Raw genomic sequence first — 24840 nt, forward strand, 5'->3', positions numbered from 1 at the left:
GGCCGTGCCGCCGGGGCCGCGGCCAGCCGGTCCAGCTCCCGGGCGAACTCCGCGGCGCCCGGCCAGCGCCGCGCCCGGTCCGGCTCCAGCGCGCGCAGCAGCGCCCGCGCCACGTCCCCGCCCAGCTCCGGCCGCAGCCGGCGGGGCGGTACCACCTGCCCCGGCGGTCCCGGCACGGTCCCGGTGAGCAGCTCGTAACCGACCGCGCCCAGGCTGTAGACGTCCGCCCGCTCGTCGATGCCCGCGCCGGGCTCGGCCTGCTCCGGCGGCCGGTAGCCCGCGGAACCCGCAGCCAGCGTCAGCACCGAGCCCTGCGCGAGGCTCTTGGCCAGGCCCAGGTCGGCCAGCAGCACCCGGCGGGTGCCGTCCGGGGCGGTGTGCAGCAGCACGTTGGTCGGTTTGATGTCGCGGTGCACGATGCCCGCCTCGTGCAGCGCGGCGGCGGCGCGCGCGGCCTCGGCCGTCAGCGCCAGCGCGTCGGACACCGGCAGCGGACCGTCCGTCAGCAGTTCGGCGAGGGTGCCGCCACCGGCGTACTCCATCACGAAGTACGGCCTGCTGTCCGGGAGTTCACCGATGTCGTAGACCTGCACCACCCGGCTGGAGCCGGCCCGGCGCAGCAGCCGCGCCTCGGTCAGGAACCGCTCCCTGACGTCGAGCCGGTGCGCCCAGTTCTCGGCGAGGACCTTCACCGCCACCGGGGCCTGGAGCTCGGGGTCGTGGGCGAGCCACACCGTGGCGAACGCACCGCTGCCCAGCGGCCGTTCGAGGCGGTGGCGGCCGATCCGCTCCAGGGGGCGCATACGACTATCATGCCTGCCCTCGGACCGACGTGAAGGGGGCCGCCCGTGCACGACCAGGCGCCGGTGGAGGACCTCGCCCGGCGGGCCGCGGGCGGCGACCGCGCGGCCCTGGACCGGCTGCTGACCGAGATCCGGCCCGAGACCGTACGCCGCTGTGCGCGCTTCCTGCCCTGCCGGGAGGACGCCGAGGAGGCGGCCCAGGACGTGCTGCTCCAAGTGGCCCGGCACATCACCGGCTTCGAGGGCCGCAGCCGCTTCGGCACCTGGCTCCACACCGTCGTCGCCAACTGCTGCCGGCAGAAGTACCGCGAACTCAAGCGGCGGGCCGCCGAACAGCCCGCCGTCATCGAGCCCGGGCACGCCGTCGACCCCCGCACCACCAGTGTCATCGCCGGCTCCCGGGTGGACCTGCTGGAGGCCCTGGAACGGCTGGAGCGGGAGCACCCGCGGCTGGTCGCGCCCCTGGTCTACCGGGACATCTGCCAACTGGACTACGCCGAGGCCGCCGAGCGCGCCGGACTCCCGCTCGGCACCTTCAAGTCCCGGCTGCACGAGGCCCGCAGACAGATACGGCCATGGTTGACCGCCTCCTGAGCCCTACCGGTCCTCCTCGAACAACGGCAGCTCCGCCCAGATCGTCTTGCCCTCGGGGGTGTGCCGGCTGCCCCAGCGCTGGGTGAGCTGGGCGACCAGCAGCAGGCCCCGGCCGCCCTCGTCGAAGACCTTGGCCCGGCGCAGGTGCGGCGCCGTGTGGCTGGTGTCGGACACCTCGCAGATCAGCGTGGTCGCGTCGTGGATCAGCCGGAGCCGGATCGGGTGGGCGCCGTACCGGATGGCGTTGGTGACCAGCTCGCTGACCACCAGCTCCGCCGTGAACGACGCCTCGCTCAGCGACCAGGCGGCCAACTGGTCCACGACCTGCTTGCGGATCGGCGCGACCAGCGCCGGGTCGGCGGGGATGTCCCAGGTCGCCACCTGCGAGGCGGGCAGGCCCTGGGTGCGGGCCAGCAGCAGCGCCACGTCGTCGGCGACCCCGCCGGACGGCAGCAGGGCGCGCAGGACGCGGTCGCAGGTGGCGTCCAGCGACTCCGGTTGCCGCCCGAGCGCCCGGCACAGCAGCTCACGGCCGGCGTCCCCGTCCCGCTCCCGGGACACCACCAGACCGTCCGTGTACAGGGCGAGGACGGAGCCCTCGGGCAGTTCCACCTCGGCGGACTCGAACGGCAGCCCGCCCAGGCCCAGCGGGGGACCGGCCGGCAGGTCGAGCAGGCGGGGCCCGTCGCCGGGACGCACCAGCACGGGCGGGGGATGGCCGGCGCGGGCCAGCGTGCAGCGCCGGGAGACCGGGTCGTAGACGGCGTACAGACAGGTCGCGCCGACCTCGCCGGCACCGCCCTCGCCACCGGACTCGTCCGACAGCCGCAGCACCAGGTCGTCGAGGTGGGTGAGCAACTCGTCCGGGGCCAGGTCGATGTCGGCCAGGGTGCGCACGGCGGTGCGCAGCCGGCCCATGGTGGCCGATGCCTGGATGCCGTGCCCGACCACGTCCCCGACGACCAGCGCGACCCGCATCCCGGACAGCGGGATCACGTCGAACCAGTCGCCGCCGACCCCCGCCCGGGCCGCCGGCAGATAGCGGCAGCACGCCTCCACGGCGGCCGTGCGCGGGAGTGTGCGGGGCAGCAGGCTGCGCTGGAGCGTGAGCGCGGTCTCCCGCTCGCGGGAGTAGCGGCGGGCGTTGTCGACGCAGACGGCGGCCCGGGCAGTGATCTCCTCGGCCAGCAGCACGTCGTCGCCGGTGAACGCGTCCGGGCGCCGGTGCCTGGCCAGCACCGCGACCCCGAGGGTCAGGCCGCGGGCCCGGATCGGCACCGACATGTAGGAGTGGATGCCCACCCGGCGCACGCGCTCGCCGCGGTCCGTCAGGGCCGGCCACTCGTCGGTGTCGCCCCCGGTCACCGAGGCCGTGACGGTGCGTCCCGCGACGAGCGACCGCGCCTGCGGGGAGGAGGCCGGATACGCCTCGGCGAACTCGGGACCGGCCACCGCCTCCGGTTCGCCCTCCAGCACCGACCGGTGGGCGACCCGGCGCAGCCGGACCGGTGCCGTGACGCGGGCCGGGGGCTCGCCGCCGTACTCCTCGGGGTCCAGCAGGTCGACCGTGACGAAGTCGGCGAGCACGGGCACGCACACGTCGGCCAGCTCCTGCGCCGTACGGGTGACGTCGAGGGTCGAGCCGATGCGCACGCTCGCCTCGTTGACGATCTGGAGGCGCTGGCGCGACCGGTAGTTGTCGGTGACGTCGTGCGCCGCCACGCACACGCCCCGCACCCGGCCCTCCGCGTCGGTGACCGGTGCCAGCCGGGTGAGCCAGGCGCGCGCCCGGCCCTCGCCGCCGATGCGCATGACGGTCTGCACGTCGACCGGCTGCCCGGTGGCGAGCACCCGGAGCATGCTCCGCTCCAGCTCCTCGCCCTGCGGCTTGCCGCCGATCTCCGAGATCCGCAGGCCGCGCACCCGGTCGGCGGGCAGCCTGGTCGCCTCGGCCATGGCGTCGTTCATCCGGCGCAGCCGCAGCGCGTCGTCGTAGACCGCTATGGCGCACGGCGACTGGATGAGGCCCGCCCGGGTGAGCGGATCATCGGGGGCGCTCGGCTCGCGGCCGGTCAGCGGGGTGACCACCAGCCAGTCGCCGCCGCGGCCGTCGCCCGGTGGCCGGTGGTGGGCGAGCACCCACACCGAGACCGTACGGCCGTCCCGGTGGCGCAGTCCGACCGTGCCGTCCCAGCGTCCGACGGCGGGCACGGGGGGAGTGCCGTCGCCGGCCAGCAGCCGGGCGGCCGGGCGGCCCACGACATCCGCCGCCGAGTGGCCGAGCAGGCGCCGGGCGCCCTCGTTCCACTCCACCAGCGTGCCGTCGTCATCGATGACAGCCCGGGCCGTCGCCGCATCGTCGAACGGATAGACCCGGCTCATCGTCGCCGCTCCCAAGCGCACACTCACAGTCAACAGGTGGCACCACGCGTGTCCCAGCGTAGTGCTTCCCGCTCCCGTGCGGCCGCCCGGGTCCGCGGTCGGGGCGCCGGGGCGGGACGGATGTGCGGTACGAGTGCGGTGAATGTATGACGGACCGTCAGAATCTGTCCGTACGTGCCCGGTTGTGGGCCCGGCGGGCGGGAGGCGGATGGCGCGGGTTCGGGTGGCGTGCCCGCGGTCGGCGGGGCCGGTGGGCGTGGCGCCCCGACCGGTCGAACCGGACATCGCCCTCCGACCGGCCCGGTACCGTCCCAAATGTCACCCCACCTGCGCATATTTACGCGTGAGTACCCGCGCGGTACCGTGAGGGCATGCCAGCTCTGAATGTGGAGTTCAGCGAACGGGAACTCGACGACCTGCGCCAGATCGCCAAGGAGCGCGGTACGTCGATGAAGGCCCTGGTGCGCGAGGCCGCCGCCGCCGACATCGCCCGGTACCGGGCCCTCCAGGAGGGCGCGGAAGCCTTCCGCCGCTTCTTCGCCGGTCATGCCGAGGAGTTCGCCGCGGCCTTCCCCGACGACGAGTCCCCCGTCCGGGGCGAGGCCGCCTGAGCGATGCCCTCCGTCATCCACATCGACGTGCCCTGGCTGCTCCAGCGACACGAGGAGGTCCTGCCCGACCAGCCCGCCGTGGACGACTTCTCCGCGCTGGTCGCGGCCGTCGCCCGGCACCGGGTGGACCCGCCCCGGCTCGGCGTCGACTCCGACCCGGCCTGGCGCGCCGCCGCGCTGCTGCACACCCTCGCCGTCCTCAAGCCGCTGCCCGCGGCCAACGCCCGCTTCGCCTGCGCGACCGCCGTGGCCTACATGTTCGTCAGCGGCGTCGGCATCGACCCGCCCTACGGCGCCCTCGTCGACCTGGCCCGCGACCTGATCTCCGGCAAGACCGACGTGTACGGCGCCGCCGACCGGCTCCGCTCCTGGCAGATCTGACCCCGGCACCCCTCGGGGGCGGGGCCCGCCCCGTACCCGGCCGGCGGGAAGGCCGCCGGGCCGCCGGCCGGGCACGGGGCTGTCCGGGGAGGACCGGCTCCCAGTCCACCACCGGCCCGCGCTCCCCGGGAGCGTGCGCGACCGGCCGGTCCGTGCGCCCGCTTCACACGGGGTGCGACGGGTCCGGCCCGGCCCTCCCGCAGGAGCGGCCACCGACGCGGGCCACCGACCTCTCGCCCCGAGTTGGCCCTGGTGACCTTTCGGGTGGTTCTCGCGAGCTGCCCGGCGTGCCGGCGGCCGGACTCCAGCGGGCCGGGCCGGGCAGCCGCACAGCACCCGGCTGGTGGCCGCCGGTCCGGCGAAGGATCTCTGACTCGGATCACCAGTCACCAGTCACCAGGCAGCCGGCGGCCCGCCACAGGGCGCCAGCGCCGACCGCGTCAGCGTGTGCGGGCTCGCATGGCCCGACAGGGCCAGGGTGAGGTCGAATTCGGCCAGCACGCAGCGGATCACGTGGTCCACACCCGCCTGGCCGTCCAGGCCGAGGCCGTACACATAGGGCCGGCCCAGCAGGACCGCCCGGGCGCCCAGGGCCAGGGCCTTGAAGACGTCGTCTCCGGTGCGCACCCCGCTGTCGAACAGCACCGCCAGCCGGTCGCCGACCGCGTCCGCGACCCCGGGCAGCGCGTCGGCCGCGGCGACGGAGCCGGCCACCTGCCGGCCGCCGTGGTTGGAGACCACCACGCCGTCCATCCCGGCGTCCGCGGCGAGCCGGGCGTCGTCCGGGTGCAGCACGCCCTTGAGGACGATCGGCCCGTCCCAGTGCTCGCGCAGGAACGCCAGGTCCGGCCAGGTGTGGCCGGCGTCCCCGAACAGGCCGAGGAAGTGCAGCACCGCCGCGTCCGGGTCCTCGTGCACCGGCTTGGCGAGACCCGCCCGGAACGCCGGGTCGGTGAAGTAGTTGGCGGTGCCCACCCCGTGCACGAACGGCAGGTACGCCTGGTCCAGGTCGCGGGGCCGCCAGGCGAGCAGCGGGGTGTCCAGCGTGACGACCAGCACCGAGTAACCGGCCGCCCGGGCCCGGCCGAGGAAGCTCCGCGTCACCTCCCGGTCCTTGCCCCAGTACAGCTGGAACCACCGCTCGGCGTCCCCCATCGCCTCCGCCACCCGCTCCAGCGGTGTGCTCGACGCGGACGACAGCACGAACGGCACGCCCAGCGCGGCGGCGGCCCGGGCGGCGGCCGTCTCGGCGTCCGGGTGCACGATCGACAGCACGCCGACGGGTGCCAGGGCGAGCGGGGCCGGCAGGGTCCGCCCGAGCACCTCGGTCGTCAGGTCGCGTTCGCGCACGTCCCGCAGCATGCGGGGCACGATCCGGTGCCGGGCGAGTGCCTCCCGGTTGGCGCGGGCGGTGCTGCCGTCACCCGCGGCGCCCGCCACATAGCCCACCGGCCCCGGGGCGAGCCGGTGCTCGGCCAGCTCCTCCAGCCGGGTCGGGTCGGTCGGCAGCCGGGGCACCGCCCCGGTCGTCCCGTTCAGATAGATCTCGTACTGGAAGTCGGCCCAGTGCCGCGCCATCCGTCCTCCCGCCCGTCGTCGGCCGCGTGCCCGCCCGACGATACCGACCGGTAAGTCGGCGCGGGGCGGAACGTGGCACCGGTCCGCGCCGGTCGCCGGCCACGGGAAGTGGCATCGGCCGCCTCGTCCGGATGGCGGATGTGTCCGCTTCTGGTGATCACTTCATGAACACAGGGAGTCATGAAGGATCGCGGGACGGGCGCAGCCGGAATGTTTCAGGACGATTAACGAACCGCCGCTTTCCGGCCAGTTGGCCGCTTCCGTGATGAGGGAGGGGCTCTGTTACGGGGCCGCCGTGTTCGGACTCCGTGACTTCGCGCCACTGATTCAACACGAAAGGTTACTGAAACCCATGGGGTCGATGTGAGTTTCTCCCGTCGACTCGGCAGAGTGGCGCACGCCGCACCCGGTACCCGACCGGAACCGGAGCCGGCGCCTCGTCCGTTCGAGCGGAAGGATGCACACCATGCGGAACACCGCACGCTGGGCAGCGACCCTCGGTCTCACCGCCGCCGTCTGCGGACCCCTGACCGGGGCCGCCGTCGCCGCACCGGGCGCCGCCCCGGCGTCGCTCTACGCTTCCTCGGCGCTGGTGCTCACCACCGGCCACGGCGGCGACGCGGCCACGGCCACTCCCGAGCGCGCCGTCACCCTGAGCTGCGCTCCCACGGCCTCCGGCACCCACCCCGCGGCGGCCCGGGCCTGCGCCGAACTGCGCGGCCTCGACGACGGACTCGACGGCGGGCTCGACGCCCTCAAACCGGCCGGCGACGCGCTGTGCACCGAGGTCTTCGACCCGGTCGTGGTCACGGTCCAGGGCGTCTGGCAGGGCAAGCGCGTCTCCTACGAGCGCACTTTCCACAACGCCTGCGCGAGGGACGCCGTCGGCGGCGGCCTCTTCGCGTTCTAGACCGGGATCGCGCGGACCCCCGTGAACGCCGGACAAGGCCCGCAACTGGGGAGTGCGGCCCCCTGGGGCGGGGGTCCCGCGATCTCGCGCCGGGGCAGGCGGGCGGAGTGGGGCCGCCCGCGGGCCCCGGGCACACAGCCGCTCCCCGGGCAGGTCCGTGGGGGGCCTTCCCGGGGAGCGGCGGGAAACGACGCGTCGGGAGCGCGTGTCAGGCCTTGCGCCGGTGGCTCGTGTCGCACCAGGGGTAGCGGCGACTGCGCCGGCAGGTACACAGAGCGACACGGAACCGGTCCGAGGAGACCGTGGTCCCGTCCTCCAGCTCGATCTCCACGGGCCCTTCCACCAGGAGGGGCCCGCGCCGTCGCACGGTGATCCGGCGGGCCCGGTCGGCGGGCGCGCGCGCCGCGGAGCCGATGGGGCCGTCGGAGTCAGCAGGGTCGTTCGGCACGGATGACCACCAGCTCTTCCCTGTCGTCGGCCGACGCGAGCAGCCCGCGCCGGCGCAGCCAGTCCTCCCGGGAGCGCAGCACCGGACCGAAGGCGATCCAGCGGCGCCGGACCACGGCGGCCTTCAGTCCCGCCGCCCGCAGCAGCTCCAGGGTGCGGTCCGGACCGCTCAGCGCCGAGTGCACGATCAGCAGCAGCCCTCCGGGGCGCAGCAGCCCCGGCGCGTCGCGGCAGATCCGGTCCAGCACCATCCGTCCGTCGCCGCCCGCGTCCCAGGCCCGCGACCGGCCGCGCGGCGCGCGCCCGTTCACGGGGGCCGGCACGTAGGGCGGGTTCGTCAGGATGAGGTCGTACGTGCGGTCCCGGACCGGCGCGAAGAGGTTGCCGCGCCGGATGCGCACCGGCAGCCGGGTGAGCCAGGCGTTCAGCCGGACCGTCCACACCGCCCGCCGGGACACGTCCACCGCCGTCACCTCGGCTCCCCGCCGGGCCGCCTCCAGGGCCAGCGCACCGCTTCCGGTGCCGACGTCCAGCACGCGCGCGCCGCGCGGCGGGGACTCCTCGCGGAGCACCTCCGCCAGCAGCTCCGTGTCGTCCTGTGGGGCGTACACGCCCGGAAGCAGCAAAGCGATCACATCCGGCGAGTACCCCGATCAGTGCGAGGTATGGGACAGCCGCCGTGGCGGGAGTGACTCCGGGGACGGCTCCGGCCCCGCCGACGGCACCGGCGGCGTGCGCAGCGCCGACCGCCCCGCCCGCCAGGCGGCGAGCAGCCGTCGGCCCAGCCGGTCCTCCAGGTACTCGGTCGCGTCGATCCCGAAGGCGATGTCCGGGGCCAGCTCCGGCTCCTCGTCGAGCAGTCCGCCGATCACCTCGTGCCGGACGATCTGCTCGTGCACGGCGTCCGCCTCCACGTGCTCGTCGTAGAAGAACCGGGCGGCCGGGCCGGCTCCGGCGCGGCGCATCGCGTCGGCCAGCCGGCGGGAGCCGGGCGAGGAGGTGATCTCCACCTCGGCGAAATGGCCCACCAGCGCGCCGCGCCACCTCCGGTGCAGGCCGAACAGGGACATCAGGTTGACCACGGCCAGCATCTCGGCCGGGGCGGCGTCCAGCTGGCGGCCGTAGGTGGTATCCACGCCCAGGTCGGTCATCAGGTCGGCGAACAGGCGCGCGTGCACCCGCTCGGCCCGGCCGCCGCCGAACTCGTCGAACTCCACCGCCGCCATCGCCGCCTTCGCCCGGCCCCACAGCCGCGGCAGCACCCAGGCGTGCGGGTCGGCCTCCTTCAGGTGGTACAGCGAGCGCATCGCCGCGTACTCCCGCAGCTGCCACAGCTCGCCCTCCGCGCACAGGAAGTGGCTGACCCCCGTGCCGTCGGCCGGCTCGACCAGGAGGGCGCCGAGCGCGTCGTCCAGGCTGTCGTGGCCCGGGGTGTCGGCGCGCAGCGCGGTCAGGAAGCGGTGCTCCAGCGCGGCCCGGACGCGCAGCAGCTCCGGGTCCCACTCGCGCTCCGGCGGCACCCCGGCGAAACCGCGGTAGTGCAGCTCGTAGCAGAGGTACAGGGCGAGCTGGAGGTCGTCGCCGTAGGGGTCCGCCGTCTCGGCGCCGGAGACCGGCGGGAGAGGGCCCGCATCGCGCAGGGAGGCGGACACCGCCGCGGAGAGCGGGCCGCGGGGCGGGGGCAGCTGGGGTCCTCGCTGGTGGTGGCTCATACGGCCCGGGTACCCGGCCGGTACCGAAGCAGTGGTGATCGACCGCACGCCGCCGCTGTTCCCGGAGGTCCGGGGGCCGGGGCGCCCCGGATGCCGCCCGCCGTGCGACCGGCGAGGTCCGGGGCGTGGTCGCGGACCTCGCCGGTCACCCGGCCGGTCCGGTCGCCTCAGTCGCCCTCCGCCTGCTCCTGGGCCCCGGTGTTCGGGGTGATGGCGTCGCCCGCCTCGCCCGAGGCGTCGCGGTCCTCGTCGCGCTCCCCGCTCTTCCCGGCCCGCGCGACCTCCCGGACCACTTCGTCCAGGGCCGTCTCCGGCCGCTCCTCGTGGTCGTTCCCGCCCGGCATGGCGTCTCCCTTCCCTCGGGTGGTGATTCTCCCCTGCGGGTTGCCCGCCGGCGCCGTCCCAAGCGTCGGGCCGGACCGGCCCCCCGACCGGTCCGGCCCGACGCCCGGGACGGCCGCTCACATGTGGACGACGGGTGCGGCGCCCTCGTCCTGCCGCGGCACCCCGCGCCGGTAGAGCAGGAACGCCAGCACCGCGCCCGCGCCGAAGAGCACCGCCGACCACCGGAAGGCGGTGGTGTAGCTCTCGATCGTGGCCTGTGCCCGCACGGCCTGACTGGTGGCGTCCCGGCCGGCGAGGTAGTCGGTGGCGGCGCTCGACGCGAGGGTGTTGAGCAGGGCCGTGCCGATGGAGCCGCCGACCTGCTGCATCGCGTTGACGGTGGCGGAGGCCACGCCCGCGTCCTCGGCCGCCACCCCGCCCGTGGCCAGCTGCATGGCGGGCGGCATGACCAGGCCGAGGCCCACGCCGATCACGATCAGCTGCGGCAGCACCGCGCCGGCGTAGTGGGAGCCGACGCCTATGCCGGTCAGCCAGGCCATGCCGGCCGTCGCGATGGCGAAGCCGAGCGGGATGACCGTCTTCGGGCCGATCCGGGGCACCAGCAGCGTGGTGCCGGCCTGGGCGGTCACCATCAGCGCGCCGACCATCGGCAGGAACGCCACACCGGTTCTGGTCGGGCTGAAACCGAGGTTGAGCTGGAGGTAGTAGGTCAGGAAGAGGAACACGCCGAACATGCCCGCGCCGGTGATGAGCACCGCGAGGAAGGAGGCCGCGCGGTTGCGGTCGAGCAGGATGCGCAGCGGCAGCAGCGGGTGCGCGGCGCGGGTCTGCCACCAGGTGAAGGCCACCAGCAGCAGGCCGCCCGCGAGCAGGAAGCCCCAGGTGAGCGGGGAGCCCCAGTCGTGGGTCTCGGCGTTGGAGAAGCCGTACACCACGGAGAACAGACCGGCGGCGACCAGGACGGTGCCCGGCACGTCCAGCTTGGCGTCGGCCGCGTCGCGGTGGCCGCTCAGCAGGATCCAGCCGCCCGCGAAGGCGGCGACGGCGATGGCGACGTTCACGTACAGCGTCCAGCGCCAGTCGAGGGCGTCGGTGAGCACACCGCCGAGCAGCAGGCCGACCGCGCCGCCCGCACCGGCGATCGCGCCGTACACGCTGAAGGCGCGCGCCCGCTCGCGGGCGTCGGTGAACGTGGTGTTGAGCAGCGACAGCGCGGCGGGGGCGAGCAGGGCGCCGAAGGCGCCCTGGAGGGCGCGGGCGGCGACCAGCATGGTGAAGCCGTTCGCGGCGCCGCCGAGCGCGGAGGCCGCGGCGAAGCCGACCACGCCGACGAGGAAGGCGGGCTTGCGGCCGAACAGGTCGGCGATCCGGCCGCCGAGCAGCAGCAGGGAGGCGAAGGCGAGGGCGTAGGCGGTGACGATCCACTGCCGGTTGCCGTCGGAGAAGCCGAGGTCGGTCTGGGCGGACGGCAGGGCGATGTTCACGATCGTGGCGTCGAGGACCACCATCAGCTGGGCGACGGCGATGACCGCGAGGATCCACCACCGCTTCGGTGGGGCCGCGCCCTGCTCGGTCGCCGCCGCGTGCGCGCGGGGGCCGTCGGCCAGGGTCTTCTCGGACATGGGTCCACTCCAGGGAGGTCGTCCGGGTACGGAAGGGTCCGGAAAAGGGTCGGAACGGAGAAGGAGTCGGAGGGTTCGGAAAGGTTAACAACTTGTAAACGAAACGGTTTCGTACACATCGAGCCTATGACACGTCGAGCGAAACGGCAACGTTTCTTTAAATGGGCCGTCCGCCGACGGCCGGCCGGGTGTTCCGCCGTGCGCGGTGTTTCAGCGTGTGGCGCCCTGGATACACCGCGAGGGTTCGGCCCCGGAGTTCGCGAGCCCGTGCACGCCGTCGAGTTGAGGTCGTCACCATGTCCCACGCACCGTCTCCCGCAGGACCGTCGAACAGCACCCGGCCGGCCTCCGCCCCGGCCGCGGAACGCCGTACCGCCCCGGGGACCGGCCGCGGCCGGCCCGGCCGGGGCGGTGCCGCCCTGGTGACGGGTGCCTCCTCCGGCATCGGCGCCGCCGTGGCCCGCCGGCTGGCCGCCGAAGGGGGCTGGCGGCTCGCGCTGAACGGCCGCGACGTCACCCGACTGGAGCAGGTGGCCGCCGAGGCCGGCGCGGTCGCCCTGGCCGCCGACCTCTCCCGGCCCGGCGCCGACCGCCGGCTCACCGATCTCACCCTGGACCGCCTCGGGCGGCTCGACCTGCTGGTGGCCGGCGCCGGCGTGGGCTGGGCCGGGGACTTCACCGGCATGCCCGCCGCGCGGATCGACGAGATCGTGGGTGTCGACCTGCTGGCCACCGTGCACCTGGTACGCGCCCTACTGCCCCACATGGTCGCGGCCGGCTCGGGACGCGTCGTGCTCATCGGGTCCCTGGCCGGCAGCGTCGGGGTGCGCGGGGAGGCCGTCTACTCCGCGGCGAAGGCCGCCCTGGGCACCTTCGCCGACTCCCTGCGGTACGAACTGCGCGGCACCGGTGTGGGCGTCAGCCATGTCGTCCCCGGCGTCGTCGACACGCCCTTCTTCGACCGGCGGGGAATCCCCTACACGCGGTCCTGGCCGCGGCCCGTGCCCGCCGAGCGGGTCGCCGACGCCGTCTGCGCCGCCGTACGGCACGGCAGGGACGAGGTGTACGTCCCCGGGTGGCTGCGGCTGCCCGCACTGGTGCGGGGCGCCGCGCCCGGACTCTACCGGCGGCTCGCCGCCCGCTACGGGTGACCGGGCCATGACCGCGGTCACGGTGCTGCTCGCCCTGCTCGCGGCCCTGTCCAACGCGTCCGCCTCGGTGCTCCAGCGGCGGGCCGCCGTCCAGACGCCGGACGAGGGCGGCGGCGGGACGCGCTCCGCCCTGCGCCAACTGGGGCACATGCTGCGGCGCCCCTCCTGGCTGGCGGGCGCCGGACTGCTGGCGCTGTCCAGCCTGCTCCAGGCCGGGGCGCTGGCCACGGGCAGCCTCGCCCTGGTCCAGCCCCTGCTCGCCGCCGAGCTGCTGTTCACGCTCGCCGTGGGCAGCGTCGTCTTCCGGCGCCGGCCCGGCACCCGGACCTGGCTGGCGTTCCTCGCCCTCGCCGGCGGGCTGTCCCTGTTCCTGCTGGCGGCCGCGCCGTCGGCCGGCCGGCCCACCGCGGAGCCGCGGGCGTGGCTGCTGGGCGGCGGCGCGGCACTCGGCGTCGTGGTCCTGCTGGTGCTGGTCGCGCGCCCGGCCCGGGGCGCCTCCCGGGCCGCGCTGCTCGGTCTGGCCTCGGCGGTGTCCTTCGCGACCACCGCGGCACTGCTGAAGGAGGCGGTGGGACGGCTGGCACAGGGGCCCGAGGCGATGTTCGGTCACTGGTCGCTGTACGCCACCGGAGCCGCCGGACTCGTCGCCTTCCTGCTGCTCCAGGGCGCGCTCGCCGCCGGTTCGCTGACGGCGTCCCAGCCCGCGCTCACCCTCGGCGACGCGATCACCAGCGTCGTCCTCGGCTGGGTGCTGTTCGCCGAGACGATCCACCTGGGCCTGAGCGTGCTGCCGGAGCTGGTCGGCATCGCGCTGATCGGCGCGGGCAGCATCGGCCTGGCCCACGCCCAGTCCACAGGCGGGGAGTGGGACACCGACGACCCGACGGCGTCCCCCGGCTCCGCCGCCCCCGTCCCACGCGCACCGAGGAGGTAGGTCACCGATGTCCCCCGTGTCCGGCCGGTCCCGGAGTACGGCCGCCGTCCTGCTGCCGGCCGCCGTCGCCGCGGCCCACATCGGCCCCGCGGCCACCTGGCTGCCGGGGGTCCGGCCGCTGCTCTTCCCCGGCTTCGCCGGTATCGGCCGCCACCGGCACATCGCGCTCACCTTCGACGACGGGCCCGACCCCGTGTCGACCCCGCGGTTCCTGGACGCGCTGGACGCACTCGGGGCGCGGGCCACCTTCTTCGTGCTCGGCGAGCGCGCGGTGCGCCACCCGGACGTGGTGCTCGAGACCGTACGGCGCGGGCACGAGCTGGGGGTGCACGGCTGGAGCCACGACCGGCCCTGGCGGCCCGCGTTCGCCCGGGACGCCGAGGAGGTCGCCCGGACCGCCCGCCTGCTGCACGACCTCACAGGGACCCGCCCGCGCCGGTACCGCCCGCCGTACGGCATCCTCAGCACGAGCCGCTGGCTGGCCGCCCGGCGGGCCGGGCTGCGGACGGTGCTGTGGTCGGCGTGGGGCAGGGACTGGACGGCCGACGCCACGCCGGAGTCCGTACGGGCCCGGGTCGCCGCGGACCTGCGCGGCGGCGGCACCGTCCTGCTGCACGACTCCGACCGGTACGCGGCACCCGGTTGCTGGCACGCGGCGCTGGGCGCCCTGCCGGCCGTCGTCGAGGGCTGCCGGGCGGCCGGGCTGACGGTGGGCCCGCTCCGCGACCACGGCCCGGCGCCGGCACCCGCCCGGCGCGCCGTACCGGAGCTGGCTCTTCCGGCGCGGCCGGGTCGGTGAGCGCGCCGGTCGGGGTCACCGTGGGCGTGGCGGCGTGGCGGGGTCGCCCTGTGCCTCCCGGGCGGGACCGGGGCCCGGCGCGTCGTACCGGAGTTGGTTCTTTCGGCGCGGCCGGGTCGGTGAGCACGGCGGCCGGGGTGACCGTGGGCTGGGCGGCGTGGCGGGGTCGTCTCGTGACTCCTGTGCCGGATCGGGGCTCGGCGCGTCGTACCGGAGTCGGCTCTTCCGGCGTGGCCGAGTTGGTGAGCGCAGCGGTCGGGGTGACCGTGGGCGGGGCGGTGTGGCGGGGTCGCCTTGTGCCTTCCGGGCGGGACCGGGGCCCGGCGCGTCGTACCGGAGTTGGCTCTTCCGGCGCGGCCGGGTCGGTGAGCGCAGCGGTCGGGGTCACCGTGGGCGGGGCGGTGTGGCGGGGTCGCCGCGTGCCTCCCGCGCCGGACCGCGTGCGCTGCCTCGCCCCCCTACAGGTCCGTCAGGCAGTCCATCGCGTCGGCCCGGAACAGCGCGCGGCCCCGGGCCACCCGGGCCGTGCGCGCGCCTCCGTCCTCCCGCAGCGCGTCCAGGGCCCTCAGCAGCGTGGGAGGGTCCGGGGCGAGTTCGCAGACGCCGAGGTCGGCCATCCGGCGGACGCCGTCCGCGCCATGGCCGGGCAGCGGGCGGTGGCCGATCACCGGGAGGCCCGCGGCGAGCGCCTGCACGGCGGTCTGCCCCGCCGCGTTGTCCACCAGGGCGTGGCACGCCCCCAGCAGCCCGGGCATGTCGTCCACCCAGCCCAGGGCCAGCGCGGCCGGCTCCCCGGCCAGCCGTGCGAGCAGCCGCTCGTTCCGGCCGCACAGCACCACCGGCAGCCAGCCGGCCGCCGCCAGCAGCCGTGCGGTGGCGGCCGGCCGGGACGCCGCGCCCCAGGCGCCGGCGGACAGCAGCACCGGGGGCCGGCCGGGCGCCCGCGCGGCGAACCGCTCCCGCCAGCGGTCCGCCCCGGCGGCCGGCGCGCGGAAGGCGGGCCCGACCACCGGGCCGGTCGTGACCACGGGCGCCGCGACGGCCCGGCGCACGGCCCGCGCCGCGGTGTCCGTCAGACACAGGTACCGGTCGTTGCCCGGGTGCAGCCACTGCCGGTGCACCGCGAAGTCGAGCAGGAAGACGGCGCTCGGCACCCGCAGCGCGCCCCGTTCCCGCAGGTGCCCGGTCAGCTGTGCGGCCAGGTGGAAGACGGACACCACCAGGTCGGCGCCCGTCCGGTCCACCAGCTCGGTCAGCCGGTCCCCGGCCAGCCGGGCCAGCGGGACCCCGCTGGGGCGCGGGCCGCGACCCTCGCGCAGGAACGCGCCGTAGACCCCGGCGTACACCCAGGGCAGGTGCCGCACCGACGCCTGGTACCCGCGGCGCAGCCCCGTGCCCAGCCCGTACGGCAGCAGCCGCAGCACGTCGGCCACCCGGACCTCATGGCCCCGGGCGGTGGCCCGCCGCGCCAGTTCGGCGGCCACGGTGTCGTGGCCGGCCCCCATGCTCGCGCTCAGGATCAGCGTTCGCCGCCGCCGGTCCGGCGCCTCGTCGTCGGTGGTGCGCACGGAGTGACGGTTCTCCGCGGGCACGGCGCCCAAACGGCCGGTGCGCCGCCCGGCCGGCCGGTCACCCGTGCGCACCACGGGGCCGTGCCGGTGCCCGTCCTCCGGCCGCGGCGCGTGCCACGCTGGAGGGACCGGCACGTCCGAGCCAGTGGGCGGCGAGCACGGGAGGAGCCGTGAGACGGTTGCGGCGCGGCCTGCACCGTGCGTGGCAGTGGCTGCGCGTCCGGGCCCTGTTCGAGCACGGGCGGGAACTGGAGCTGATGCACCGGGCCATGGGGTTCGCCACCCTGGCCCTGGTCACGCTGGCGCCGCTGCTGATCGTGGTGGCCGCGGCCGACCCCCTGGTGCGCGGCGGCTTCGCCTCCTGGCTCACCGACGGCATGGGGCTGTCCGGCCGGTCCGCACACGTGATCACCGACGTCATCAGCCCCCCGCGCAAGGTCATCGGCACCACCAGCGTCTGGAGCGCCGTGCTGCTCGCCGTCTTCGGCGTGGCCTTCGGCGGCAGCGTGCAGAACGCCTACGAACGGATCTGGGGCCTGGCGGCCGGTCCCTGGCACCGGGTGTGGCGGCAGGCGACCTGGCTGGTGGTGCTGACCGCCTACCTCTACCAGGAGGTGGCGACGAAGACGACGCTCCACGGCGGCCAGCGGATCACGCTGTCCACGATCAGCGGTGTGCTGTTCTTCTGGTGGGGGCAGCGCTTCCTGCTGGGCGGCCAGATCCACTGGCGCTCGCTGCTGCCGGGCGCGGTGGCCACGATGATCGGTCTGGCCGGGCTCCGCGCCTTCTCCTACCTGGTCTTCACCCCGCTCATCGTCACCAACGCGCTCAGCTACGGCGCCGTCGGCACCGTCCTCGTCGTCGAGTCGTGGCTCATCGGCGTCGGGTTCGTCATCTACGGCGGTTCCCTCTTCGGCCGCTGGTTCACCGAGCACCACTGGCTGCCGTCCCACCACCGCGACGAGCCGCACGAGCCGCACGCGCCGGACGGCCCGGACGACACGCGCTAGGCGAGCTGCCGGCGCACCAGCTCGTGCAGCCGGCCCGACGTGTCCGCGAGGAGTTCGGCCGGGGTGCCCTGCTGGACGACCTTGCCCTCCTCCATCACGATCACCCGGTCGGCGTCCAGGACGGTGGAGAGCCGGTGGGCGATCATGATCCGGGTGGCGTTCAGCTTGCGGGTGCTGTCGATGACGACGCGCTGGGTGTCGTTGTCCAGGGCGCTGGTCGCCTCGTCGAAGAAGAGGATGCGCGGGCGCCGGATCAGTGCCTGGGCGATCATCAGGCGCTGCCGCTGGCCCCCGGAGATCGCGCCGTTGCCCGCGACGATGGTGTGCAGCCCCATCGGCATCCGCTGGATGTCCTCCGCCAGCCCCGCGAGCGCCGCCGCCGCCATCACCTCCTCCGGCGTGTACGGCTCGGTGCCGCAGATGACGTCCATGATCGAGCCGGTGAACGGCTGCGCGTGCTGGAGGACGACCCCGCACTGGCGGCGCACCGCCGACCGGTCGAGCGCCGCCAGGTCCTGACCGTCGTACAGGACGCTGCCGGAGACCGGCCGGTCGAAACCGATCAGCAGCCGCAGCAGCGTGGACTTGCCGCAGCCGCTGGGGCCGACGATCGCCACGAACTCGCCCGGCCGGACGGCGAAGGAAACGTCGTCCAGGACCAGCGGGCCGTCGTCGGCGTACCGGAAGGAGATCCGGCGGGCCTCCACCGCGCCCGACAGCGGCCCGGGGCGGGTGCTCGCGGCCCGCACCTCGGGCACCGCCTCCAGCACCGGCTTGATCTCCTCGAACAGCGGCAGCGCCGCCACCGCCGACACGAACGCGCCGGTCAGCTGGGTGACCGAGGTCAGCACCATGGTCACCGAGGTGTTGAAGGCGAGGAAGTCCGCCGCCGGCATCGCCCCCGCGGCCGGGCCCGCCAGCAGCATGAACATCAACAGGGTGCACACGGGCAGGTAGACCGCGCCGAGGACCGTGGTGAGGTTGCTGATCCGGCCGACCCGCTGCTGGAGCTCCCGGCTGCGCGCGAACTGACGGGCCCACGCCGCGTAGGCGTAGTTCTCGGCCGCCGCCACCCGCAGCTTGGGCAGCCCGCGCAGGGTCTGGAACGCCTGGTTGTTCAGTTTGTTGCCGAGCTTCACCAGCCGCCGCTGCCAGCGCACCTGCCACAGCCCGAGCCCGCCGAACACCGCCGCGATGACCACGAGCATCCCGATCGCCGCGAGCGCCATCGGCACGCTGTACCAGAGCAGCAGCCCCAGGTTCATCGCGCCGACCGTCACCGACTGGGCGACCACCGGGCCGACACCCGCCAGCGTCCGGCGGATCGCGCTCACGCCCATCGCCGCGCCGGCCAGCTCGCCGGTGGACCGCTGGGTGAAGAAACGGGTGGGCAGGCGCAGCAGCCGGTCCCAGACGGCCGGTTGCAGCGCCGCCTCGATACGGCCCTCCAGCCGCAGGATCGACAGGTTCTCCAGCAGCGTGAACGCCGCCGTGACCACCCCGCTCACCATCACCGCCAGGCACACCTGGGCGATCAGGCCCTCCTGGGCCTTAGGCACGTACTCGCCGAGCACCTTGCCGGTGGCGATCGGCACAAGCGCGCCGATCGCCACCGTCACCAGCCCCGCGAGCAGCAGGTGCAGCAGATCGGCACGGGTGCCGCGCAGGCAGAACCGCAGCAGCCCGAGCGGTGAGAGCCGCTTGTCCGGCAGCGGCCGGTAGAACATCACCGCGCGCGACTCGAACTCCTCGGCGTTCGCCTTCCCGACCGGCGTCTCCCGGCCGGTGCCCGGATGGACGGCGACGTAGCCGCCGCGCCGCCACAGCAGCGCCACCGGCGCCCCGGACAGCGCCCGGTGGCCGACCAGCGGGCCCACGTCCTCCCGCCACCAGCGTCCCTCCAGCCGGACGGCCCGGGTGCGCACCCGGGAGGCCAGCGCGACCCGCTCGACCGGATCGAGCCGGTCGTCGCTCCCGGTGCCGCTCCGCGCGGGCTCTGCGAGCGCGATCCCGGCCGCCTGAGCGGCCAGCTTGCAGGCCGCGTACGTGGCGTCCGCGTCGGCCGCCGTCGGCCGGCGTGCCGAGCGCGTGCCGATCGCGGCCAGCAGGGTCTGGTCGGCCTGCGCGCGCACCGCCTCCCCGGCCCTGATCCCGGCGGCCGTGCGCGTCTCGTGCGCCTGCTCCAGCCGCTCGATCCACCGGTCCAGCGTGGTCAGCAGCCGGTACTGCTGGTCCACCAGGCCCTGCCACAGCGCCGGGTCCATCAGCAGGTCGGCGGCGGCCTCCGCGCCGTACAGCGAGCCGTACTGCACACTGCCGGGCGGGACCTGCATCCAGAACACGTCGTCGTCGGCGGGCGCGGCGGTGTGCTCGTCCGCCATCGGGGCCTGGAACAGGACCGACAGGCCACGGCCGACGCCGAGCGCGACCGCGTACTCCAGCGGGCTGCTGGCGGGCGGCACGTACTGCGGGGCGCCGTACTCGTCGTACGACCACGTCTGGGTGTGCGCCGGCTGGTACAGCTCGCGCAGGCCGACGCGGTGCACCACGCAGTCGCGGACCGGGCGGGCCACCAGGGTGTGCCGGGGCCCGGTGACCGGACCGAGCAGCAGCGTGCCCGCCTCCAGCCGGCCCAGATGGTGCCAGTGGCCCTGCTGGGCGGCGTCCACCGCGAACAGGTCCAGCGCACCGGCCGCGACCAGCCACAGCACCTGCGGCCCCGCCAGGTCCAGGCGGCTCAGACCGGCGCAGTCCAGCCGGGTGCCCAGCGAGCCGAGGGCGCCGAGCACCAGGTCGCCGTCGTGCTCCTCCCGCACCGTCGTCATCTCACCGCTCCCTGACCAGCGCGGCGTACGCGCCGCCGCGCGCCACCAGCTCCTCGTGCCGTCCGCGCTCCACGACCGTGCCGTGCTGGAGGACGACGATCTCGTCACTGTCGCGGACCGTGCTCAGCCGGTGCGCGATCACCACACAGGCGCAGCCGCGCCGGCGCAGGTTGTCCATCACCACCAGTTCGGTCTCCGCGTCCAGCGCGCTGGTCACCTCGTCCAGCACGAGGATGCTCGGCCGGCGCACCAGCGCCCGGGCGATCTCCAGGCGCTGGCGCTGCCCGCCGGAGAAGTTCCGGCCGTCCTGCTCGACCGCGCTGTGGATGCCGCCGGGCCGGCGCGCCACCACGTCGTACAGGGCCGCGTCCTTCAGCGCCTCCACCACGGCCTCGTCCGGGACGGACGGGTCCCACAGGGCCACGTTGTCGCGGACCGAGCCCTCGAACAGGAAGACGTCCTGGTCGACGAAGGAGACCGAGGCGGCGAGCGCCCCGCGCGGGATGTCCTCCAGCCTGCGGCCGTCGATCCGGATCACCCCGTCCCACGGCGTGTACAGGCCGGAGATCAGCCGGGAGACCGTGGACTTGCCGCTGCCGGAGCCGCCGACCAGCGCCACCTGCTGCCCGGGCCCGACGGTCAGGTCGAAGCCGGTGAGCAGCGGCTGGTCCAGCGGGCTGTAGCCGAAGGCGATGTTCTCCAGCTCGATGTGCCCGTGCAGCCGTCGGGTGGAGTCACCGCCGCCCGGGCGGGCGTAGAGCGGGTCGGCCCGGAAGTTCTCCACGTCCTTCAGCCGGGCCACGTCGGCGGCGAAGTCCTGGATGCGCCCCGCCACGCCGTTGAGCCGGGTCAGCGGCGCGGTGAAGCGGGTGACCAGCGCCTGGAACGCGACCAGCAGACCCACCGAGATGTGCCCCTCCACCGCGCGCAGACCCCCGATCCACAGGATGAGCGCGCTGTTGAAGGTGGCGAGCGTCGGCGCGACCACGCCCAGCCAGGCGCTCGGCACGCCGAGCCGCTGCTGCTCCTCCAGCGTGGTGGCGTGCTGGCCGGCCCACTTGCGGAAGTAGCCGTCCTCGCCGCCGGTCGCCTTCATCGTCTCGATCAGCTGGAGACCGGTGTACGAGGTGTTGGTGAGCCGGGCGGTGTCCGCGCGCAGCTTCGCCGTCCGGGTCGCGCGCAGCCGTACGACGAGCCGCATGGCGACCACGTTCAGCAGGGCCACGGCGATGCCGAGGAAGGTCAGCTGCGGGTCGTAGGTGTAGAGCAGGACCGCGTACAGCACGACCACGATCGCGTCCACGCCGGCCGCCGCGAGGTCGCGGGCCAGGGTCTCGGCGACCTGGTCGTTGGACTGGAGGCGCTGCACCAGGTCGGCGGGGGAGCGCTGGGAGAAGAACGTCACCGGCAGCCGCAGCAGATGGCGCAGGAAGCGGGCGCTGGAGAGGGTGGAGGAGATGATCCGGCCGCGCAGCAGGTTGGCCTGCTGGAGCCAGGTCAGCACCAGGGTGAGCAGCACGCAGACGGCCATCGAGGTGAACAGCACGCCCAGCAGCGAGGTCTGCCCGCCGATGAGGAACACGTCGATGTAGGTCCGGCTGAGCGCGGGCAGGGCGGCGCCGACCGCGACCAGCAGCAGACTGGCCAGCACCGCCGCCGGGAGGGTGCCGGCGGTGCCGCGCAGCCGGGCCGGTACGGCGCCGAGCACGCCGGGCCTGCGCCCGCCCTCGGTGAAGCCCTCGCCGGGCTCCAGCACCAGCACGACACCGGTGAAGCTGCCGTCGAACTCCTCCAGGGGCACGAACCGGCGGCCCTTGGCGGGGTCGTTGACGTACACCCCGCGCCGGCCGAAGCGGCGGCCGACGCCGTCGTAGACGACGTAGTGGTTGAACTCCCAGAAGAGGATGGCGGGTGACCGCACCTCGGCGAGGGCGGCCAGGTCCATCTGCATGCCCTTGGCCGTCAGGCCGTAACCGCGCGCGGCCTTCAGCAGGTTGGAGGCGCGCGAGCCGTCGCGGGAGACACCGCAGGCGATGCGCAGTTCCTCCAGCGGGACGTGCCGGCCGTAGTGGCCGAGGACCATGGCGAGGGAGGCGGCGCCGCACTCGACGGCCTCCATCTGGAGCACGGTGGGCGTGCGGACCGTGCCGGTACGGGACTTGGGCGCCGGCCGCCTGGCGGGGGCCGCCCGTCTGCGGCCACGGGTTTCCTGCGTCTTTCCCATTCGGGCGGTCACGGGAGCAGCCAATCGACGGGGTGCTGGTCGGCGAGGTGGACGGAGCCGGTGGCGAGGGTCATGGAGTCGAGCCGGAACGGCGGCCCGCCGGCGGAGGACCACCGGTAACCGCTCTTCGTGGCCGACGGGTCGAGCCGCACCAGCACGGCCACCGGCCGGCCCTTGCGGGTGAACTGCTCGCCGAGCTGGCTGTCGCCGAGGAACGCGGCGATCGACTGGGCGGACTGCGCGGTGCGGTCCACCGACGTCACCTCGCCGCGCAGCACGCCGTACCGCTCCGTCGGCACGGACGACACCGTCAGGTCGACGGAGGCGTGCGCCGGGATGGCGGCGGCGTTCTCGGCGGGCACGTACACCGTCGCGTACAGCGGGTCGGAGCGGTGGGCCACCTTCTCGACCGCGGCGACCGTGGTGCCGGTTCGGATGATCTGCCCGATGTCGGCGGCGAGCGTGGTCACCCGGCCCGCCGCGACGGTGCGGATCACGGATGTGCCCCGCGCCGTACGGACCTTGAGGACCGGCGCGTTCGCCGGCAGGCGTGCGCCCTGCCGGGTGAGTACGGCCGTCACCTGGCCGGACACCGGACTCTGGAGCAGATAACTGCCCTGTCCGTGGGTGAGGATGGCCGGCGCGCCGACGGTGGAGGCGACCGAGCCGGTCACCGCCCACACGGCGGCGACGGCCATGACGACGACGGTGAGGCCGAGCACGAGCCAGCCCTGCGGGCGGGCGAGCCGTACCGGAAGGTCCAGCTCCTCCGGCGACTGGAGCTTGGCGAGGGCCTGTTGGCGGAACTGCACGGGACTTCCCTCACCTGTGGGAGAGACGCATGTGGTTCGGAGCGCGTGCGGCCGGCCGCGTGTGTGGGGGGTGGCGTGTGCGGCCGGCGACGCGTAGGTGTCAGGGCACCCGAGAGTCCCGGAGCCGGGGTGCGGCTCCGGGACTTCGACGGCACCGGGGTGCGGTCAGAGACCGGCGACCAGGCCGGTGACCGGGGCGGTGTTCAGGCCGGAGACACCCTCGACGGTGCCGACGACCGTGTTGACCAGACCCGACACGCCCGGGGCGACCTCGTTCACGGTGCCCAGGGTGGCGTTGAGGGTGTTCACGGACAGACCGCCGGAGACGTTGTCCAGCTCGGCGTCCGAGATCTCGACGGTCTCAACCTGGGGGGTGGAGTTCATGATGGAACTTCCCTTCGTATGGGTATTTCACAAGGGGGAGAGCGGCCCCCTCTGGGGACAGACGGACGGCCGCGACCGCGGTCGCCGGGCCCCCGTCTCCGGGAGGCCCGCCGACCCCTGCGGTGCGATGGATCAAAGCACGCCCGCAGTGCGCGCTTCCACTCAACCAGGGCTCCCACCTGGGAACTTGCCCCGTGAAGGGGTTCATCCGTGCAGGTGCGGGCACGGCGTGTCAGCGACTCCTTCACATGGGTCACGGCATCACCGCGCCGGACCCCTTGTCCGCCGGAGCGCGAAACCGGCACTCCTCGCCAATGGCGTGCCGGGGGGCGCGCGGATGTGCAGAACCCCGGGCGCCGGTGACGCGGCTGCGGGGTGGATGTGCAGATTCCCCGAAGGTAGGATTCCGCTTGATGTCCGGAGCTGACCGTGACTGATCGATTGCCGAACGTGTCAGCCCAGGATCGCCTGGACCGTGCTCGCCCGGGCGGCCTCGCTCAACGTGACGTCCGCGAACGCCATCCGCCGGCCCGGCTTCGTCGGCACCGCTTCGACCAGGACGTCCGCACCGGTCACCGCCCGCTGGAACGAGGTCGACTGCCGCACCGTCGTCATCGGGACGAAGCCGCCCCGGGCGGCCGGGACCGCGATCACCGTCGCCGTGTCGGCCGCCGCCATCAGCGCCTGTCCCGACAGTCCGCCGCCCTCCCGGGCGAGCCGGTCCGACCACGGCAGACGCGGCACCGCCCGGCCCTCGCCCACCGCCTGGACGGTCAGCCCCGGTTCGAGCACCCAGGGGGTGAAGCGGGCGGCGAGGATCTCGTCGGCGCCCATCGTCATGGGGGGATGCTGCCCGGCCGCCCGCCCCGGCACGCGGCGCCCGGCCCCCATGCACGGCGTCGACCGGGTGCGCGAGGCGGAACGGGAGGGTCCGGGTGCGATGGGCGCGGGTGGGTGCCACGGGGGTGTCCTACCGGGCTCGTCCGCGTGCCGTGGCTGCCGGGAAAGGCGCACTGCTGTGCGAGGAAGCATGGGTGGTGTACCGGTTTGTCAAATGCGCCCCCGTCACGCCGGGATGGCCGAATCTCGGCCATTGGCGCGGAGTCGGCACCCTCCGGAACCGGTCAGCCGCCGCCGGGTGGTGACCGTGTGCCGGGCGGTCGGGGCGTGTCGGCCGTGGAGCCCAGTCGGCCACGGCGTGTTGCGCCACCGCCCCGGCGGCGAGCCCCCGAATTGTCCGCTGGTCGGATCATCAGCCCAGATCAGGGCGGTTCCGGCCGGTCCCGGGGGCGGTACGGCGGCGCACCGCCCCGGCGCGGCCGGGGAACGCTCGGCGCACCGGTTGACGCACCGACGGCAACTTTTTCGTTCGGGCCCGGTTTGCGGATGAGGCGCCGGGGCACACGCGGTCCGACGTACCCGCCCGCAGCCGCCCGCGAGCGAGGGGTCGGCCGGAATGGCCGGACGGTGACGCAAAAGCACCGGCAGAGTACTCTCCGTTCAACTTCAGGGGGTTGCTTGCACGTGACTCGCCGTGAAGACTGTGGCCGAGTTCCGTCGAAACGAAGGTCTTTCGAGATACGCGTCATGCCAATCGTGGGGCGGCATGCCCTGCGACTGCGTATTCTCACACCGCGTTTCGGACGGCCGGGGCTGGGGGCCCCGCTGCCCGTTCAGGAACAGGGAGGGTCCCGCGTGCTCGCCGCGCGGGAGGTATCACCGAGGGGATGGGTTATGTCGGGTTG

22 protein-coding genes are annotated in these 24840 nt (G+C 74.8%); 8 read left to right on the plus strand and 14 right to left on the minus strand.

Features of this window, described 5'->3' with window-relative positions; genetic code table 11:
• A partial coding sequence (locus IF37_RS0110765; protein ID WP_030739751.1) for a serine/threonine-protein kinase occupies positions 1 to 803 on the minus strand: 803 nt, incomplete at its 3' end.
• Between the two features lie 45 nt (positions 804 to 848).
• Between IF37_RS0110765 and IF37_RS0110770 the strand changes: the two genes are divergently transcribed.
• Positions 849 to 1397 (plus strand): RNA polymerase sigma factor, encoded by a 549-nt coding sequence (locus IF37_RS0110770; protein ID WP_030739753.1) that lies wholly within the window; start codon positions 849 to 851, stop codon positions 1395 to 1397.
• 3 nt (positions 1398 to 1400) lie between these two features.
• On the opposite strand, the gene IF37_RS0110775 is transcribed toward IF37_RS0110770, so the two are convergent.
• The gene (locus tag IF37_RS0110775; protein ID WP_030739755.1) at positions 1401 to 3779 is read right to left on the minus strand and encodes a SpoIIE family protein phosphatase; all 2379 of its coding nucleotides are present in this window, start codon (positions 3777 to 3779) and stop codon (positions 1401 to 1403) included.
• Positions 3780 to 4150: 371 nt separating this feature from the next.
• Here IF37_RS0110775 and IF37_RS0110780 point away from each other — a divergent pair, with 371 nt between their 5' ends.
• Together IF37_RS0110780 and IF37_RS0110785 are read left to right on the plus strand one after the other, a co-directional pair.
• Complete coding sequence (locus tag IF37_RS0110780; RefSeq protein WP_030739757.1) at positions 4151 to 4390, plus strand: hypothetical protein; 240 nt, start codon at positions 4151 to 4153, stop codon at positions 4388 to 4390.
• Positions 4391 to 4393: 3 nt separating this feature from the next.
• A complete protein-coding gene (locus IF37_RS0110785; RefSeq protein WP_030739759.1) occupies positions 4394 to 4771 on the plus strand; it encodes a hypothetical protein in 378 nt (125 codons plus the stop codon).
• A 393-nt stretch (positions 4772 to 5164) separates the two neighbouring features.
• On the opposite strand, the gene IF37_RS0110790 is transcribed toward IF37_RS0110785, so the two are convergent.
• Entirely contained in the window at positions 5165 to 6349 is a 1185-nt protein-coding gene (locus tag IF37_RS0110790; protein WP_030739761.1) for a lactate 2-monooxygenase, read from the minus strand.
• Positions 6350 to 6815: 466 nt separating this feature from the next.
• Between IF37_RS0110790 and IF37_RS0110795 the strand changes: the two genes are divergently transcribed.
• Positions 6816 to 7259, plus strand: a complete 444-nt coding sequence (locus IF37_RS0110795; RefSeq protein ID WP_030739763.1) for a subtilase-type protease inhibitor — start codon at positions 6816 to 6818, stop codon at positions 7257 to 7259.
• A 208-nt stretch (positions 7260 to 7467) separates the two neighbouring features.
• Here IF37_RS0110795 and IF37_RS0110800 read toward each other — a convergent pair whose 3' ends face one another.
• The 5 genes from IF37_RS0110800 to IF37_RS0110820 form a co-directional block, all read right to left on the minus strand.
• On the minus strand, positions 7468 to 7674 hold the full coding sequence (locus tag IF37_RS0110800; protein WP_030739765.1) for a CDGSH iron-sulfur domain-containing protein: 207 nt from the start codon (positions 7672 to 7674) through the stop codon (positions 7468 to 7470).
• A 13-nt stretch (positions 7675 to 7687) separates the two neighbouring features.
• Entirely contained in the window at positions 7688 to 8317 is a 630-nt protein-coding gene (locus IF37_RS0110805; RefSeq protein WP_052845092.1) for a HemK2/MTQ2 family protein methyltransferase, read from the minus strand.
• Between the two features lie 42 nt (positions 8318 to 8359).
• Positions 8360 to 9418 (minus strand): iron-containing redox enzyme family protein, encoded by a 1059-nt coding sequence (locus IF37_RS0110810; protein WP_030739769.1) that lies wholly within the window; start codon positions 9416 to 9418, stop codon positions 8360 to 8362.
• 167 nt (positions 9419 to 9585) lie between these two features.
• Complete coding sequence (locus IF37_RS44845) at positions 9586 to 9762, minus strand: hypothetical protein (RefSeq protein ID WP_173456771.1); 177 nt, start codon at positions 9760 to 9762, stop codon at positions 9586 to 9588.
• 117 nt (positions 9763 to 9879) lie between these two features.
• Positions 9880 to 11385, minus strand: a complete 1506-nt coding sequence (locus tag IF37_RS0110820) for an MFS transporter (protein ID WP_030739771.1) — start codon at positions 11383 to 11385, stop codon at positions 9880 to 9882.
• A 296-nt stretch (positions 11386 to 11681) separates the two neighbouring features.
• On the opposite strand from IF37_RS0110820, the gene IF37_RS0110825 reads away from it, so the two are divergent.
• The 3 genes from IF37_RS0110825 to IF37_RS0110835 are packed head-to-tail and all read left to right on the plus strand — an operon-like array spanning position 11682 to position 14269.
• A complete protein-coding gene (locus IF37_RS0110825; protein WP_030739773.1) occupies positions 11682 to 12536 on the plus strand; it encodes an SDR family oxidoreductase in 855 nt (284 codons plus the stop codon).
• Between the two features lie 7 nt (positions 12537 to 12543).
• Entirely contained in the window at positions 12544 to 13470 is a 927-nt protein-coding gene (locus IF37_RS0110830) for a DMT family transporter (RefSeq protein WP_030739775.1), read from the plus strand.
• Positions 13471 to 13477: 7 nt separating this feature from the next.
• Entirely contained in the window at positions 13478 to 14269 is a 792-nt protein-coding gene (locus tag IF37_RS0110835; protein ID WP_052845090.1) for a polysaccharide deacetylase family protein, read from the plus strand.
• Between the two features lie 458 nt (positions 14270 to 14727).
• Here the strand turns inward: IF37_RS0110835 and IF37_RS0110845 are convergent, their stop codons facing one another.
• The gene (locus IF37_RS0110845; protein ID WP_052845093.1) at positions 14728 to 15774 is read right to left on the minus strand and encodes a galactosyldiacylglycerol synthase; all 1047 of its coding nucleotides are present in this window, start codon (positions 15772 to 15774) and stop codon (positions 14728 to 14730) included.
• A 245-nt stretch (positions 15775 to 16019) separates the two neighbouring features.
• On the opposite strand from IF37_RS0110845, the gene IF37_RS0110850 reads away from it, so the two are divergent.
• Positions 16020 to 16850 (plus strand): ribonuclease BN, encoded by an 831-nt coding sequence (locus IF37_RS0110850; RefSeq protein WP_052845091.1) that lies wholly within the window; start codon positions 16020 to 16022, stop codon positions 16848 to 16850.
• Here the strand turns inward: IF37_RS0110850 and IF37_RS0110855 are convergent.
• From IF37_RS0110855 to IF37_RS0110875, 5 genes are all read right to left on the minus strand, one after another.
• On the minus strand, positions 16847 to 19675 hold the full coding sequence (locus IF37_RS0110855; RefSeq protein WP_030739782.1) for an NHLP bacteriocin export ABC transporter permease/ATPase subunit: 2829 nt from the start codon (positions 19673 to 19675) through the stop codon (positions 16847 to 16849). The two genes, IF37_RS0110850 and IF37_RS0110855, sit on opposite strands and share 4 nt — an antisense overlap.
• Position 19676: 1 nt before the next feature.
• Positions 19677 to 21899 (minus strand): NHLP family bacteriocin export ABC transporter peptidase/permease/ATPase subunit, encoded by a 2223-nt coding sequence (locus IF37_RS0110860; RefSeq protein WP_030739783.1) that lies wholly within the window; start codon positions 21897 to 21899, stop codon positions 19677 to 19679.
• Between the two features lie 8 nt (positions 21900 to 21907).
• The gene (locus tag IF37_RS0110865) at positions 21908 to 22711 is read right to left on the minus strand and encodes an HlyD family efflux transporter periplasmic adaptor subunit (RefSeq protein ID WP_030739785.1); all 804 of its coding nucleotides are present in this window, start codon (positions 22709 to 22711) and stop codon (positions 21908 to 21910) included.
• A gap of 165 nt (positions 22712 to 22876) precedes the next feature.
• A complete protein-coding gene (locus tag IF37_RS0110870; protein WP_030739787.1) occupies positions 22877 to 23095 on the minus strand; it encodes a hypothetical protein in 219 nt (72 codons plus the stop codon).
• Between the two features lie 453 nt (positions 23096 to 23548).
• Positions 23549 to 23935, minus strand: a complete 387-nt coding sequence (locus tag IF37_RS0110875; RefSeq protein ID WP_030739789.1) for a PaaI family thioesterase — start codon at positions 23933 to 23935, stop codon at positions 23549 to 23551.
• Between the last annotated feature and the right edge of the window lie 905 nt (positions 23936 to 24840).

The organism is Streptomyces sp. NRRL S-31, assembly GCF_000718775.1.
Lineage (GTDB): Bacteria > Actinomycetota > Actinomycetes > Streptomycetales > Streptomycetaceae > Streptomyces.

Excerpts from the sequence above, each read along its gene's own strand:
- IF37_RS0110775 (WP_030739755.1), bottom strand. The coding sequence starts at position 3,779 with ATGAGCCGGGTCTATCCGTTCGACGATGCGGCGACGGCCCGGGCTGTC.
- IF37_RS0110780 (WP_030739757.1), top strand. The coding sequence starts at position 4,151 with ATGCCAGCTCTGAATGTGGAGTTCAGCGAACGGGAACTCGACGACCTG.
- IF37_RS0110785 (WP_030739759.1), top strand. The coding sequence starts at position 4,394 with ATGCCCTCCGTCATCCACATCGACGTGCCCTGGCTGCTCCAGCGACAC.
- IF37_RS0110790 (WP_030739761.1), bottom strand. The coding sequence starts at position 6,349 with ATGGCGCGGCACTGGGCCGACTTCCAGTACGAGATCTATCTGAACGGG.
- IF37_RS0110795 (WP_030739763.1), top strand. The coding sequence starts at position 6,816 with ATGCGGAACACCGCACGCTGGGCAGCGACCCTCGGTCTCACCGCCGCC.
- IF37_RS0110810 (WP_030739769.1), bottom strand. The coding sequence starts at position 9,418 with ATGAGCCACCACCAGCGAGGACCCCAGCTGCCCCCGCCCCGCGGCCCG.
- IF37_RS44845 (WP_173456771.1), bottom strand. The coding sequence starts at position 9,762 with ATGCCGGGCGGGAACGACCACGAGGAGCGGCCGGAGACGGCCCTGGAC.
- IF37_RS0110820 (WP_030739771.1), bottom strand. The coding sequence starts at position 11,385 with ATGTCCGAGAAGACCCTGGCCGACGGCCCCCGCGCGCACGCGGCGGCG.
- IF37_RS0110825 (WP_030739773.1), top strand. The coding sequence starts at position 11,682 with ATGTCCCACGCACCGTCTCCCGCAGGACCGTCGAACAGCACCCGGCCG.
- IF37_RS0110830 (WP_030739775.1), top strand. The coding sequence starts at position 12,544 with ATGACCGCGGTCACGGTGCTGCTCGCCCTGCTCGCGGCCCTGTCCAAC.
- IF37_RS0110835 (WP_052845090.1), top strand. The coding sequence starts at position 13,478 with ATGTCCCCCGTGTCCGGCCGGTCCCGGAGTACGGCCGCCGTCCTGCTG.
- IF37_RS0110845 (WP_052845093.1), bottom strand. The coding sequence starts at position 15,774 with ATGGGGGCCGGCCACGACACCGTGGCCGCCGAACTGGCGCGGCGGGCC.
- IF37_RS0110855 (WP_030739782.1), bottom strand. The coding sequence starts at position 19,675 with ATGACGACGGTGCGGGAGGAGCACGACGGCGACCTGGTGCTCGGCGCC.
- IF37_RS0110860 (WP_030739783.1), bottom strand. The coding sequence starts at position 21,899 with ATGGGAAAGACGCAGGAAACCCGTGGCCGCAGACGGGCGGCCCCCGCC.
- IF37_RS0110870 (WP_030739787.1), bottom strand. The coding sequence starts at position 23,095 with ATGAACTCCACCCCCCAGGTTGAGACCGTCGAGATCTCGGACGCCGAG.
- IF37_RS0110875 (WP_030739789.1), bottom strand. The coding sequence starts at position 23,935 with ATGACGATGGGCGCCGACGAGATCCTCGCCGCCCGCTTCACCCCCTGG.